Genomic DNA, 15,013 nt, shown 5'->3' with positions numbered 1-15,013 from the left:
GTTATTCACTCTTCTTTAATTCTTGAATTCTTTCCTGAACGCTTTGAAGTTGACTTTCATAATCAGCTTTTTTCGCTTTTTCTTTATTTATCACAGCTTCAGGAGCATGGGCGACAAAGCCTTGATTACTTAGTTTCTTAGTTGAGCGCTCAACTTCAGCTTGCAGATCTTTTTCTTCTTTGGTCATGCGCTTGATCTCGTCTTCAATATTGACTAAATCAGCTAACGGAACAAAGATCTGTGCACCTGAAATCACGGCAGTCTTAGCAAGTTTTGGTGCATCAATTTGAGTTGAAATGGTTAATTCTTTTGGATGCAAAAAGTTCTTAACGTAATCTTCATTGTCAGTTAAAATTCTTTCATTCTTTGCGTCTTCTAATTGAATCATAATGTCAATTGAAGAAGACAACGGAGCATTTACTTCCATACGAATATTACGTACTGCCTTAATGATTTCGATTAAGAAAGCCATGTCACGACGAGCTGGTTCATTTTCAAATTCAGCATGTGGTTCAGGATATTTGGCAACCATAATTGATTCACCATCGTGTGGCATGGACAACCATAATTTTTCTGTCACGAATGGCATAATTGGGTGCAATAAACGCAAGATTTGGTCAAGAATCCAAATTAAATTATCTTGTTTTCTTGCTTTTAATTCTTCATCACTACCATTCAAAGCCACTTTGGCCATTTCGATGTACCAGTCACAGAAGTCGTTCCAAATAAAGTTGTATAATTCACGACCAGCTTCACCAAATTGATAGTCATCAAATAACCGAATAACTTCACTGACCGTATGATTTAGGCGGTCAAAAATCCAACCATCTGCTAAATCGAATTTAGCTGTATCTGGCATATGAGCAGGTTGTGCATCTTCTGGTAAATTCATAATTACGAATCTAGCAGCATTCCAAATCTTATTGATAAAGTTCCATGCAGATGCCAGTTGCTTTGGATTATAACGTGTGTCTTGGCCAGGAGCTGTACCATTGAGCAAGAACCAGCGTAAAGCATCAGCACCATACTGGTCAATGACATCCATAGGATCTACTCCGTTACCCAGTGATTTACTCATCTTGCGCCCTTGCTCATCACGAATCAAGCCATGAAAGACAGCATCTTTAAATGGACGTTGATGAGTGAAGTGTAAGCCTTGGAATATCATTCTGGCTACCCAAAACGGTAAAATGTCATAGCCTGTAACCAACGCATTAGTTGGGAAATAACGTTTATAATCGGCTGAATCTTCATCTGGCCAGCCCATCGTTGAAAATGGCCATAATGCACTTGAGAACCAGGTATCTAATACATCTGGATCTTGGTTCCAGTTTTCAATGTCCTTTGGCGCTTCTTCACCAACGTACATTTCACCAGTCTTCTTGTTATACCAAGCTGGAATTTGGTGACCCCACCATAACTGACGAGAAATAACCCAATCGTGGATGTTTTCCATCCATTGTTTAAAAGTACGCTCAAATCTTTCAGGAACAAAAGTAATCTTATTGTCAGTTTCCTGATTTTTTAATGCAGCTTCAGCTAATGGTTTCATCTTAACAAACCATTGAGTGGAAAGACGAGGTTCAACTTGAACGCCAGAACGCTCTGAGTGTCCAACTGAGTGCACAATCGGCTTAACTTTAATCAGATAGCCCTGTTCCTTCAGGTCCTTAACTAATGCTTCACGGCACTCAAAACGATCCATTCCTTCATACTTACCGGCATTTTCGTTCATAGTGCCATCGTCGTTCATGACGTTAATCCGTTTTAAGTTATGACGATTGCCGACTAAAAAGTCGTTAGGATCATGAGCAGGGGTAATCTTTACTAAACCAGTACCAAATTCAGGATCAACGTGTTGATCTGCAATAATTGGAATATGGCGTCCCACTAGCGGTAAAATTAATTCTTTGCCGACAAGATCTTTATATCGTTCATCCCCTGGTGCCACGGCAACAGCAGTATCACCGAACATGGTTTCAGGACGTGTAGTTGCAATTTCAACAAAGCCGGAACCGTCAGCAAATGGATATTTAATATGATAAAAAGCGCCTTTATCGTCTTGGTGAATAACCTCGATATCACTTAGAGCTGTTTGCAGCTCAGGATCCCAATTGATAATGTATTCACCACGATAAATTAATCCTTCTTTGTAAAGTTGGACAAAGACGCGGCGAACTGCTTTTGACAAACCCTTATCTAATGTAAATCTTTCACGTGAATAATCTAGTGACAGACCCAATTTTGCCCACTGGCTCTTGATAATAGCAGCGTATTCATCTTTCCAGCCCCAAACTTGTTTAACAAAAGCTTCACGGCCCATTTCATGACGGTCTTTACCCTGTTTGCGTAATTTAGCCTCAACTTTAGCCTGAGTTGCAATTCCTGCATGATCCATTCCTGGAAGATACAAAGTATCATAACCCTGCATTCTTTTAAATCTAATTAATGTATCCTGAATTGCTGTATCCCAAGCATGACCTAAATGAAGCTTACCAGTAACATTTGGTGGCGGAATAACAATTGCATACGGATGTGCCTTTTTATCTCCAGATGGCTTAAATAAATCTTGATCTAGCCATTTTTGATATCTACCCTGTTCAACCTCGCGTGGGTCATATTTTGGTGCTAAATCTGTCATAGTTCTCCTCCCAATAAAAAAGTCCTAGACAAAATGTCTAGGACGATGTGATTAACCGCGGTACCACCTAAAGTTAAGCAGAATAAATTCTGCCTCTCTTAAAAATGATAACGGCGAATTTGCCGGATCAGCCTACTGTTAGTTCAGCTAATCAGTCCAATCGAGCTACCAATTAACCTTCATTCGGCCTTTCACCAATTCAGCCTTTCTCTATTTATAAGGTTAATACCTCTCAATTATTGCTTTGGGCGTATTATAACACGTTTTTTACAGTAGTGCAGCATCTTCTGCCGCTTTATCTGCTAAAAACTTATCATTAGGGTAAATTGAAGTCACTTGTATACCAGCTAAAGCACGGTCAATTAGTCCTTCAACATCCAGACGATTTTCAAATTCTCGTGCTTTATCGATTTTTGGTTTAGTTTTGGGGCGAGGAGGGGCAAAAATTGTACAGCAATCTTCAAATGGCTGAATTGATAAATCAAAAGTGCCAATCTTTTCAGCTAAACGGATAATCTCGGTTTTGTCCATTGTAGCAACGGGTCTGACAACAGGAGTGGTCGTCACATCATTAATTGCGGCCATTGATTCCAAAGTTTGCGAAGCCACCTGACCAACGGATTCACCGTTAAAAATAGCCAGTCCTCTTCTTTTAGCTCTAATTTTATCTGCTAACTGCAACATGAATCTTCTTTGTACAGTCATTAAATAGCCTTCAGGAATTTTTTCTTTGATAGTTTCTTGAATTTCCGCAAATGGCACCGCAATAAAATTGATCTTGCCAGCATAATTAGCCAAGATACCTGTTAATTCTTTAGCCTTATTGAGCGCTTTTTCAGTAGTATATGGTGGACTATAAAAGTGAACCATATCAATATCAACGCCGCGCTTTAGAGCCAAATAGGAAGCTACTGGCGAATCAATTCCGCCAGATAACATCATAACAGCACGTCCGCCAGTTCCAACTGGCATTCCACCCGCACCGTGAAGTAACTGATTAGAAATATAGACAGCATCCTTGCGTACTTCAATTCTCAGAACAATATCAGGGTGTTTCATTTCCACCTTTAAATCATCCATATGTGAAAAGAGGTAGTCACCCACCATTTTATTCAACTCATTGGTATCGTATAAAAATTGATGATCACTGCGTTTAGTGTTGACTTTAAAAGTCATGCCCTTTTTAAAGGTTTCTTTCATTAAAGCTAGAGCAGTTTCTTCAATTTTTGCCAAAGTTTTTTCAACTTTGATAGTCGGTGAATAAGTTTGGATACCAAAAACCTTTTTTAAGCGTTTATCAACTTCTGCAAAAGGTGCATCATTTAAAACTATATGCATGCGGTCATGGCGCGGGTGTATTTCGACTTGCGAAAAATCGCGTAATACTTTAGTCACGTTACCAGCTAAGCGACCAATAAAATCTTTACGATTTTTTCCTTTAGTTGAAAGCTCACCATAACGTACCATTATTTCAGTGTATTTCATAAAAATTTATTCTCCTAAATGATTAATTCTGGCAAAATGATGGTAAATTTTATCAAAGACCTTAATAAATTCGTCTGCCTGGGCAAGGGTGTTAGTTTCATCAAAGCTAAGACGAATCGCACTTGTTGCTACTGTATCATCAACATGCATTGCCACTAATGTGCTGGCTTGATCAGTCTTAGTAGAAGAACAGGCCGAAGTAGTTGAAGTATATATGTCATACTCTTCAAGTGTATGAACAAGAGTCTCTCCCCTAATACCTTCAAGGGCAAAACATAAAATATGAGGAGCAAAGTTATCATTTAATGGTGAAAATATAGTGATTCCTGGTTTATTTTGGAGATAATTCACTATTTTGGCTTTAATAGCAATCTCACGTTGAGCTTTTTCACGTTCATTTTCTAAAAGCAAGCGCACTGCTTTAGCCATCCCCGCTATCGCCGGTAAGTTTTCAGTACCTGAGCGCAAACCTTTTTCTTGGCCGCCACCATCATGCAGGGGATCAAGCATCTTGCCCTCTTTTTTATAAAGGATTCCGGTACCTCGTGGTGCGTGGAATTTATGTGCTGACAGACTGGAAAAATCAACACGAGGAGTAAAAACACGAGACCAAATATTTTTACCTAATGCTTGCACATTATCTACATGAAAACTCACGGTCGGGTAGTTAGTTAATAAATCACTAATTTCATCAATTGGCTGAATAGCACCAATTTCATTATTAACGCCCATTATTGAAACTAAAGTTGTATCAGAATCTAAGGCATTACGTAAATCGTTTACGCTAACACGCCCTTCTTTATCAACAGGTAAATGGGTTACACGAAAGCCAATATACTCTAGAGCGTTAAAAGCATTGGCAACAGAAGCATGTTCAACGCTTGAGGTAATGAGATGCTTGCCAAATTCCCGTTTTTGAAAAGCGGTTCCTTTTATCGCCCAGTTATTTGACTCAGTGCCACCAGAGGTAAAGAAAATTTCATCCTGTTTTGTGCCTAAAAGATTGGCAATTTGCTTACGTGAACTCTCTAAAAGTTGAAATGCACGGTCTCCCAGTTTATGTAAACTGGACGGATTGCCCCAGATAGTTTGAGCTACTTTATCATATGTGGCTAAAACAGCAGGATCAATCTTAGTCGTGGCGCTGTTGTCAAAGTAAATCACGGAATTTCTCCCCTCCAAAAACACTACATGGTCAGCTATTAACTTATAAATTGTAACTTAAATTCTTGTCAGCTTCAATTATTTATTCATGAGCACTAAAAAAGCTTTAAAATTATTGTTTTAATTTTAAAGCTAAATATTTTTCAGCAGAATTATAATATCCATCAGCTATTTTTCTTATCAGAATAGTACAAGTTTTCTAAGCGTTGATATGAACCTGGCTCAACTTTTTCAATAGCTGTTGCGATGGTGTCCAAAGCATCTTTATAGTTATAATCCTGTTCATAAAGTTGCATTGCCTTTTTCTGAGCGCTTTTGATGGAACCATTATTGGAATATTTATTAGAATATTGCAAAGTTAGCTGAACTAAATCTGCAGAATTAATAATGTCATCTGCTTCACGTTTTAACCTTTCAACATCATCAGAAATTTGAATTAATTCCTGAGAAATCTTTTCCATGTTCAGCCTTACTTGACTCAATTCTTTTGCCACGTGACCAATCTCGTTGACAACCAAAGTATACATTTGAACAAAGGTATCAGGATTACCAGGGATTTTTTTACGTTCTAAGCGTCGATAAACTAGAGAAACTTCCTGTTTAAAGCGGTTGATCGAATCATTGGCTACATTCTCAGAATCATAAAGACCATCAACGTCTTGGGACATTTTCTTTTGCTGTGCACTAATTTCACGCAATCGTTCCAACATACTCAACCACGATGACTTAATTTTGGAATAAACTCCCTTACCATCAGCAACATTTTGGGTATCGACCGTATATTGCCGCTCCATATCACTAACTTCCTGTTCCAACTTTCTACTAGTGGCAAGTTCATTATGAGTAAGCTCATAACTCTCATCAATATGACGCAATTTTGCTACTAATTTTTTTGATTCCACTTGTTCGTGAGCAAGCAGACGTTGAATTTTATCTTGATTTTCTTCTACAAATGGTCTCGCTTTATACTCTTTAGCTAAAATATCATAAAGAGCAGAAATTTCTTTTTTGATTTCCGCATTTTTTTCTGTGAGATCGGACACTTTAAGCTCTTTTAGCAAACTATTTGCATCGGCTACTTGTCCTCTAATTTTTTTAATCTCAGCTAAAACATCAACTTGAGTTATGTAATACTTAGAAGACATCATTTTCTTATAACTATCGGACAATTCACTCAACTGATCTTGAAAAACTTTATTGAGTTGGTGACGGGCATTTCTAATTTCGGGCAGAATAGAACTAATGCTAGTCAAAGCAGCTTTGATTTTTGACAAAATACGCTTTGCTTCAACCTGATCTCCTTGAGCAGTCAAACTTTTGGCTTCAGAGAAGTCATTTTCAATATTTGTCAATTCATTTTCAATCTGATCCAAAGCAGCACCATAATCATATGAATTTGCCAGAATGTCTTTGCGCATTTCTTTAAAACCATTAAACAAGTCATTATATTTTTTTTGATTCTCACGATTGGATTCAAGTAATTCTGTAAATACTTCTTTAGTGTTCTTGGCATCTTTGTAAGTTGGTTCCATGATTTCTCGAGCTTGTTTAATATTTTTATGAGCTTTAAATAAGTGATAGTGTGTATTTTGCTCGGCAGCCTGTTCAAGAAAGTTCTGCGCAGCAGGAATCTTTTTAGCTAATGCCTGCTCGTAGTTTTTACGCCAAGTAGTTAATGTCGTCAAACTTTCACCGGCTAAATCCATTTTATCCAGATTAACAATATCTGTTTCTAAATGCATTTTGTCAATTTTGGTAATCAAATCGTCTAATTCAAGAATTTGCCTTAATTGGCGGCGATTGATTATTAACATAGCGGCTATAATTATAATGATGATTAAAATTGCAATGATTACAACTATGGATTGAGTTGGTGACATAATTTTCCTCCAAAACTACCCCAATTATACCAAACTTCTACATTATTGTGGTCAAGAGTTTTTTTAAGCTATTAAAATTCATTATTTAAATAAAATCGTGCTATCAGATATTTATAAATGTTTCTTTAATTAAAAGCAGTATACTAGTGTTAGCAAGTTGCTACCACCTTTTTATTTTTTCTAGTTAAATTATTAAATATTAAAGCAATTGCTATTTTCCTTGCTTTAATAAGGTAATACAACTATAATATAGAACGTGTAAAATATTTGCAGCTATAAGTGGCAAGAACGTCAACATCTTAATACGTTTTAGTGAACGAGTAACCGACGCTGCAAGAGGCGAAAATGAAAATTAAGATGCACGAATGTTAAACTTATACGTAATTATTTTACTCCAAAAACTGTTATCAGATTTTATTGGAGGATTTTATGTCAAGATATACAGGTCCAAGTTGGAAACGTTCCAGAAGATTAGGAATTTCACTTTCAGGTACTGGCAAGGAGCTTAGTCGCAGAAACTACGCCCCTGGTCAACACGGTCCCAATTCACGTGGTCGTTTATCAGAATATGGTGAACAATTACATGAAAAGCAAAAGCTACGTTGGATGTATGGTTTAAATGAACGTCAATTTAGAACTTTATTTAAACGTGCCGGCAAGATCCGTGAAGGTGAACACGGTACTAACTTTATGGTTCTGCTTGAATGCCGTTTAGACAGTATTGTTTACCGTTTAGGTTTAGCTACTACTAGAGAGCAAGCTAGACAATTAGTTAACCACGGTCACATCACTGTTGATGGCAAGCGTGTTGATATTCCTTCATATGAAGTCAAGGTTGGTCAAACCATTGGTCTTAAGGAAAAGTCAAAGAGCTTGCAACAAGTTAAGGATGCACTTGAAGCAGTTGTATCCCGCCCATCCTTTGTTTCATTCGATGACAACAAGGTAGAAGGTTCACTTGTTCGCCTTCCAGAACGTGATGAAATGGAACCAGAAATTAACGAAGCTCTAGTTGTTGAATACTACAACAAGTTACTTTAATTTCAATGTTTTTACAAAACCCCTTTCCTTCTTGGAGAGGGGTTTTTGTTACCCGAAAGGAGTACTAAATCAATGACAGAGGATTTAAATACCAGAGTTTCAAATGCTGCTCAAGGCATCACACCCCAAACAAAACCGGATGAACGCAGAAGATTTTTAGGATCTCTTCGCGAACGAGTTCTAGTTAGAATGACCAATGCCGAAGTGCAAGATCCTAAGTTAACCAACCTATTTTTACGCCACTTTAAAGATTATATTGGTTACAATATCCTGATTAATGGCAATTTACATGATAAATTTGTTGATCAAGTGGAAACTAATTGTGGCAAATACGAGATCTCTTTTACTATCGTTAACAATCAAACAGCAAAAACTGGTCCGAATGACTCAGCAATCTTAGTAGTAGCTGCAAATGCAATTAACAAAATGCGCATCGACATAAGTCAAGTGTATCCACCCGAAATGCCTCAAGAATTGCTTACTAGCGGCAAAACTAAAAAAGCTGGTTTTTGGCATCGGCTTTTTCATGGAGACAATTAAATGAAACCTTTAGCTTACAGAATGAGACCAAAAACGTTAGATGAGGTAGTCGGTCAGGAGCATTTAATTGGTCCTGGAAAAATTATTCGCCGGATGGTTGAAGCCAAAATGTTGTCCTCGATGATTCTTTACGGTCCTCCAGGTATAGGTAAGACAAGTATTGCCAGTGCCATAGCCGGTTCCACCAAATATGCCTTTCGCCAGCTTAACGCTGCAACAGACAGCAAAAAACAGCTGGAGCAAGTAGCCGCGGAAGGAAAATTGAGTGGCACTGTGATATTGCTCCTAGACGAAATTCACCGTTTGGATAAAACCAAGCAGGACTTTTTATTACCCCTTTTAGAATCCGGTCAAATTATTTTGATCGGTGCGACAACTGAAAATCCCTATATAGCAATTTCCCCCGCTATTCGTTCCCGCTGCCAGATTTTTGAATTAAAGCCTCTAGCAAAAGATGATGTCAATAAAGCAATTAATCGGGCGCTTAAAGATTGTGAACTTGGTTTGGGTAAATACAACGTTAAATTGACTTCAAGCGCCAGAAAGTTATTAGTGCAAAAGGGCAATGGCGACTTACGTTCAACATTGAACGGACTTGAACTTGCAGTCCGCTCAACGAAACAAGAAATGATTGCTGCCGGTAAAAATGATGAAACAGAATTAACCATTGATCAAGATGAAATGGCCAATTCTATTCAGTTGCGTAATCAAAACTTTGATGCTAAGGGCGATGGACATTATGATCTGGTTTCTGCTTTTCAAAAATCAATTCGTGGTTCTGACACAGATGCAGCCTTGCATTATTTAGCTCGACTAATTGAGTCTGGTGATTTAATAGCAATTTGCAGGCGTTTGAGTGTAATTGCCTATGAAGACATCGGCCTTGCAAATCCCGCAGCTGTTCAACATGCTCAAATAGCTATTCAGTCTGCAAAGAGCCTCGGTTTCCCTGAAGCGCGGATACCTTTAGCTAACGCCGTAATTGAACTGGCATTATCGCCTAAAAGCAACAGTGCTATCAGTGCTATTGATCAGGCTTTAGCTGATGTAAAAAATAAGGACTATGGTAATATACCTGCTACTTTAAAAGATGCACATTATAGTGGTGCTGCAAAATTAGGTCATGGTAATGGATATATTTATCCTCATTCTTATGTGAATGACTGGGTACCACAGCAGTATTTACCTGATAAACTCATTGGCACGCAATATTTTCAGCCTAAAGGAAATTCTAAAATAGAAAAAGGGTTTAAAAAACAATATGAAACGTTGCATGAATTGCAAAAACAGGGTCTAAAATAATTAGTTAAGCCTAGAAGGAAAAAATTTAATATATGCTGGCCGAAGATTTATTTTAAAATTTAATTTGATTAGCCCTTTTATTTTTGCACAATGTAATCAGTATATTGATAACCTTAATTCAATCAGGAGTTTAAAAGCTACGCCTAAGAAAAGCTCCCTCTCATATTTCTGGCTTGACAAAACTTGTGATGCTTAGTAGTATAATAGTTGATCTGAGTTGATCGACTAGCTCAATTGTATAAGGTTGACCGGTCAAACATAAGACATGCGAGATAGTAAATAACTTTCGAATCGGAAAACTATCTTCAAAGATAGGATCCATATTCGTTGCGATACATCTCATTTTTTGAACACTGCGGGTTCAACAAGCATTGTTTTGCTATGTTTCGACGACTCGGATTTCTTGAGAAATTTATGAAGCGGTCTGCGGACCGTTTTTTTATTTGGAGATTTTATGGCTATTAAAATTGTTATTCTAATTTACCTGGCAGTATTGCTATTGACTGCCTTTTACTTATGGCATAATCGGCACAGTCATTTCCTAATATACAACAGTAAAAATATTTCTAATTTTAGTTCTCTAATGTCTTGGACAGCTATTATTTTAATTATAGAGACCATTTTAGGTTTAGTTATAGTTTTCCAGAAGAATAAATACTTAAATCTTATTACTTTAATTCTCAGTAGCATTACTATCCTAATTTTTAGTCTTTTACTTAATCAAAAGGATGATTAACTGAACTAAAATTTGGTAAAATAGTGGTAAGAGAGGTGTTTTAAATGATGAAACAATATCACCGTATTCAAGTCGCAGTTGATGGCTCAAAAGAAGCAGATTTAGCTTTTAAAAAAGCTGTCGCTGCAGCTAAGCGAAATGAAGCTGCTTTGGAAATTTTACATGTCATCGACACCAGATCCTTCCAAAATGTTTCTAGCTTTGACTCAGAAATGGTTGAACAAGTATCAAACGATGCTAAAGAAAAATTGCAAAATTACTACCAAGAGGCTACAGAAGCTGGAGTAAGTGAGGTTCACTATTCAATTGAATTTGGGGCTCCTAAAGCTATTATCGCCCACCAATTCCCTAAAAAGCACCAAATTGATTTAATCGTATTAGGAGCTACAGGACTGAACGCTGTTGAACGCATATTAATCGGCAGTGTTACCGAATATGTTACTAGAACTGCAGATTGTGATGTACTAGTTTGTCGTTCTAACGAAAATTTAAATAATTAAAAAGAGTCTGGGAAAAAGTGCTCTTTGAAGTTAAATTAAAAAATTTCACAATTTAAAAAGACTGACAAATCAACGTTTTATTGACGTGATTTGTCAGTCTTTTTAGTTAGGTTAGAGTTTCTTCCCAGACTCTTTGTATATAAATAAATTAGAAATCTCCTGCTTGACTAAACATATAATCTTTGTTATGAAATTTCATGGACAAAATCATCCCAATACCAATCATATTACCAATTAAGGCTGATCCACCTTGAGAAATAAATGGCAATGGAATACCGGTCAGTGGTAGCAGATCAATACTCATACCAATATTTTCAAATACATGGAAAAGTATCATCATGATAACGCCAGTAGAAACGTAAGAATAAAATGCATTTTTTGTGTCAAAAGTAATCCGTACCATTTGCACTATTAAGTATAAATAAAGCAAAATAATTGCTACACTCCCGATGAAACCAAACGATTCCCCTATTACCGAATAAACCATATCTGAGCCTCGTACCGGCACATAAACACTTAGTTTACCAAAGCCGTTGCCGAATATTTGCCCAGAACCAATCGCTTGCATACTTTGCCACAATTGATACGCAGCTTTTGAAGTGTCATTAGATGGATTCAGCCATGACATAATACGTCTAAATTGATAAGGCTGAAAAAAATGACTTAAAAAAGATTGACCATTTGTTGTGGTAACCATGTAAATAACTACGACCCCTAGTACAAAGACAGCCGCAAACATTGGAGCGATTATTTTCCATGATATACCAGACACCAGCACAACACCACCAACAATTGCAATGAAGACCAGCATCGTACCAAAGTCATTTTGTAATTTTAAAAGCACAGCAATCGGTAGCAGCCAAGCCAGCATTTTACCGATTAAAATCCAGTCGTTTTTAATAGTGTGAGCAAATTTATTGTTATGCTCACGCACAACCCGGGCCAGCATCAATATAAAAGCAGGTTTCATGACTTCTGATGGCTGAAAAGAAATTGGCCCCAGCTTAAACCAGCTTTTAGCGCCGGCATCTGCAGCTATACTGCGATTGTAAAAGAACAAAACCGCAATTAAAAGTACTATCCCCAGGCTATACACATAAGGCGCGATGCGGTAGAGTTGTTCAGCATCAAATTGGATTACAAAAACAACTGCAGCAATCGAAATAATATACCATAATCCTTGCATTGCCACTGCTCTTACGGGGCTTCCCATATGACTGGGATCATCAATTGCGGCAAAATAAATGGAATAAAGGCCCACAGCTGCCAATATGAGCACAGGGACAACAATATTCCAGGCAATTCGATCAAACAGATTGGTTTTATTTTGTACTTTGACCATTAATTAATCACAACCTATTATTTTTCATGCAAAGCGAAGTATGAAAGCAAATCATTAATACTGCTTTCCAAACTTTTTGCATACAAGACGCTATTTGTTTTGCCAGTTGTAGCCCGATAACGGCCAGCAATTTTTTCAATTACGCCAATAGATTTTTTCTGGGGAATTACTACTTCCCAAGTTGGGTTTTGTTTACCCTTGATTTCATTAATTTCCACGTTAATATTTTCTGGTTTTTTTGACATAAATACTCCTATTTTGTATTAGGATGGAACTTTTTTGCAATAATCTCATCTTCATATCGTTCTGGATGCGGATTACGAAAAATTGTAAATTTATCTGGTACAGGATCTACACCACCACGCACAAAAGGATTGCACCGTAGTATACGTGAGATTCCCATAATAAGTCCTAAAAGAGGACCAAATTTAGTTAATGCGTCAACCATATAAGTCGAACATGTTGGATAATAACGGCATGACTTTGGTAAAGCAGGAGAAATAAACTTCTGATAAATTTTAACCAAATAAATCAAAATTTTCCGCAAATCGAGCCTCCCATAATCAGTGACGCTGATGTTTTTCAATATTCTTAAGCAAAATTCCAGTCCCAAGTGCGACAGCTTCAAGTGGATGATCGGCCGTTAATACTGGTACCTTAAGGTAATAAGAAATTAGCTTATCAATATTCTTAAGCAATGCTCCACCACCTGTCAGCATAATTCCACGGTCAATAATATCCGCAGAAAGCTCCGGTGGGGTCTTTTCCAAAACCTCTTTAGTAGCAGCAATAATAGTCATCAAGCCATCATGAAGAGCTTCTTGAATTTCAGGCGCAGTAACAGTAGCCTGTTTTGGCAGACCGTCAACCACATCGCGACCACGAACAGTGATAGTTTCGTTCTTATCAGGTTCAAAAGCACTACCAATTTCAATTTTAATCTGTTCCGCAGTGCGTGAGCCAATTAGTAAGTTATGTTTATTCTTAATATAAGAAACAACTGCCTGATTCATATGGTCTCCAGCATAACGTAATGATTGACTAGTAACAATTTCACCCATTGATAAAACGGCAATATCAGTAGTACCACCACCAATATCGATTACGATGTTGCCTTGAGGTTTGAAAATATCAAGCCCTGCACCTACAGCAGCAACTTTAGGCTCAAAATCGAGGTAAACTTTGCCACCACCCGATTTTTCCGCAGCCTGAATAATTGCCTTCTGTTCAATTGATGTTACTCCAGTAGGAGCACAAATTAAAATATTTGGCTTAGACATAAAGCCTTTAACGTTTAATTTTTCAATAAAGTAAGACAGCATTGCTTCTGTGATATCAAAATCTGCTATCACACCATTTTTTAAAGGACGGATTACACGGATGTTCCCCGGAGTCCTTCCAACCATCTTGTAGGCTTCCGTACCAACTGCTACTACTTTATTTGTACTTGTATTAACAGCAACAACAGAAGGCTCATTTAAGACAATTCCCTTACCAGAAACATTAATGAGCACATTTGCTGTTCCTAAATCTATTCCTATATCTCGTGCCACGATAATCCTCCATCATATTCAATGTATATTTTACCATAAAGATTTTAAGTTTGTCGGCGACTTTATCCGCTTTACCAAGTCTTAAAAGAAATTACTTAACTGCAATGAAGTATCAATTAATGTAATAAAGAAATTACCCACTAAAAAGCCTAAAGCAATTGCAGCAAAGATAAGTAGCAGTTGTGCTTCAAATATCCTGTTTTTACGAATTATCTTTTCAATACGAACACTTTTCATAATCTGAAAGGACAAACCAATCGTAATTAAATAAATTACTATACTAATTAAAGCATGAACGCCAAGTTGAAACATATTCTTTTCCACTTTTCCTAAGTTACAATAAAAGCGGACACACAAAAGCAGTGCATCCGCTTAAAACTTTAAATCTATTTAACTGAATTGTAAACACTTATTCGGTTAACGGCTCTTCTAAGTGCAACCTGTGCCCGCTCAAGTGATCGTTGATCATGGGCAGCCTGAGCCTTTTTCAGTGCATTTTGAGCACGTTCTCTAGCTGCTTTAGCCCGGGAAACATCAATATTATTTGCCCGCTCAGCGCTGTCAGCAATAATGGTAGCCACATTATTTGAAAATTCAAAATAGCCACCGCTAACAGCAATATGGTTGACAATATTGTTCATTTCCCGACTTCTTTTAACTTTAATCTCACCTATTGCTAGCGGAGTCAAAATCGGTAAGTGATTATACATCACTGAACGTTGACCATCAATTGCACGCATTTCAACAATACTAGAATGATGAGAAAATATTAGACCATCTGGAGTTACAACATTTACCATAAAAAGTTTTTCTGGATCTGCCATTTGAC

At 37.2% G+C, this 15,013-nt stretch carries 14 protein-coding genes; 4 read left to right on the top strand and 10 right to left on the bottom strand.

Annotation, left to right across the window (positions count from 1 at the left end; translation table 11 throughout):
• Position 1 precedes the first annotated feature (1 nt).
• The 4 genes from Q0R51_RS04470 to ezrA all read right to left on the bottom strand — a co-directional run bounded on the left by Q0R51_RS04470 (position 2) and on the right by ezrA (position 7,170).
• Positions 2 to 2,641, bottom strand: coding sequence for a valine--tRNA ligase (locus Q0R51_RS04470; RefSeq protein ID WP_294757023.1), 2,640 nt, complete (start codon positions 2,639 to 2,641; stop codon positions 2 to 4).
• 267 nt (positions 2,642 to 2,908) lie between these two features.
• Positions 2,909 to 4,126, bottom strand: coding sequence for a tRNA uracil 4-sulfurtransferase ThiI (gene thiI / locus Q0R51_RS04465; RefSeq protein ID WP_294757022.1), 1,218 nt, complete (start codon positions 4,124 to 4,126; stop codon positions 2,909 to 2,911).
• A 6-nt stretch (positions 4,127 to 4,132) separates the two neighbouring features.
• A complete protein-coding gene (locus tag Q0R51_RS04460; protein ID WP_294757019.1) occupies positions 4,133 to 5,290 on the bottom strand; it encodes a cysteine desulfurase family protein in 1,158 nt (385 codons plus the stop codon).
• A 164-nt stretch (positions 5,291 to 5,454) separates the two neighbouring features.
• The gene (ezrA, locus tag Q0R51_RS04455; RefSeq protein WP_294757017.1) at positions 5,455 to 7,170 is read right to left on the bottom strand and encodes a septation ring formation regulator EzrA; all 1,716 of its coding nucleotides are present in this window, start codon (positions 7,168 to 7,170) and stop codon (positions 5,455 to 5,457) included.
• A gap of 429 nt (positions 7,171 to 7,599) precedes the next feature.
• Here ezrA and rpsD point away from each other — a divergent pair, with 429 nt between their 5' ends.
• The 4 genes from rpsD (at position 7,600) to Q0R51_RS04435 (ending at position 11,289) form a co-directional block, all read left to right on the top strand.
• Complete coding sequence (rpsD, locus tag Q0R51_RS04450; RefSeq protein WP_294757016.1) at positions 7,600 to 8,211, top strand: 30S ribosomal protein S4; 612 nt, start codon at positions 7,600 to 7,602, stop codon at positions 8,209 to 8,211.
• 72 nt (positions 8,212 to 8,283) lie between these two features.
• Positions 8,284 to 8,751 carry a YueI family protein gene (locus Q0R51_RS04445; RefSeq protein WP_294757014.1) on the top strand — a complete coding sequence of 156 codons (468 nt, stop codon included), beginning with the start codon at positions 8,284 to 8,286 and terminating at the stop codon, positions 8,749 to 8,751.
• Complete coding sequence (locus Q0R51_RS04440) at positions 8,752 to 10,053, top strand: replication-associated recombination protein A (protein ID WP_294757012.1); 1,302 nt, start codon at positions 8,752 to 8,754, stop codon at positions 10,051 to 10,053.
• Between the two features lie 780 nt (positions 10,054 to 10,833).
• Entirely contained in the window at positions 10,834 to 11,289 is a 456-nt protein-coding gene (locus Q0R51_RS04435; RefSeq protein WP_294757010.1) for a universal stress protein, read from the top strand.
• 148 nt (positions 11,290 to 11,437) lie between these two features.
• On the opposite strand, the gene Q0R51_RS04430 is transcribed toward Q0R51_RS04435, so the two are convergent.
• The 6 genes from Q0R51_RS04430 to Q0R51_RS04405 all read right to left on the bottom strand — a co-directional run bounded on the left by Q0R51_RS04430 (position 11,438) and on the right by Q0R51_RS04405 (position 15,008).
• The gene (locus Q0R51_RS04430; protein WP_294757009.1) at positions 11,438 to 12,631 is read right to left on the bottom strand and encodes an FtsW/RodA/SpoVE family cell cycle protein; all 1,194 of its coding nucleotides are present in this window, start codon (positions 12,629 to 12,631) and stop codon (positions 11,438 to 11,440) included.
• A gap of 17 nt (positions 12,632 to 12,648) precedes the next feature.
• The gene (locus tag Q0R51_RS04425) at positions 12,649 to 12,876 is read right to left on the bottom strand and encodes a DUF2969 domain-containing protein (RefSeq protein ID WP_110445998.1); all 228 of its coding nucleotides are present in this window, start codon (positions 12,874 to 12,876) and stop codon (positions 12,649 to 12,651) included.
• Between the two features lie 8 nt (positions 12,877 to 12,884).
• Entirely contained in the window at positions 12,885 to 13,178 is a 294-nt protein-coding gene (gene yidD / locus Q0R51_RS04420) for a membrane protein insertion efficiency factor YidD (RefSeq protein ID WP_046324717.1), read from the bottom strand.
• Between the two features lie 16 nt (positions 13,179 to 13,194).
• The gene (locus Q0R51_RS04415) at positions 13,195 to 14,184 is read right to left on the bottom strand and encodes a rod shape-determining protein (protein WP_046324716.1); all 990 of its coding nucleotides are present in this window, start codon (positions 14,182 to 14,184) and stop codon (positions 13,195 to 13,197) included.
• Positions 14,185 to 14,265: 81 nt separating this feature from the next.
• Entirely contained in the window at positions 14,266 to 14,496 is a 231-nt protein-coding gene (locus Q0R51_RS04410; protein WP_034981184.1) for a DUF1146 family protein, read from the bottom strand.
• Positions 14,497 to 14,570: 74 nt separating this feature from the next.
• Entirely contained in the window at positions 14,571 to 15,008 is a 438-nt protein-coding gene (locus Q0R51_RS04405; RefSeq protein ID WP_046324715.1) for a F0F1 ATP synthase subunit epsilon, read from the bottom strand.
• Positions 15,009 to 15,013 lie beyond the last annotated feature (5 nt).

The sequence above is a fragment of the uncultured Lactobacillus sp. genome (assembly GCF_946477725.1).
GTDB lineage: Bacteria > Bacillota > Bacilli > Lactobacillales > Lactobacillaceae > Lactobacillus.
Note: the sequence above shows the minus strand (reverse complement) of the source record. Positions and strands in the feature narration are given on the sequence as shown.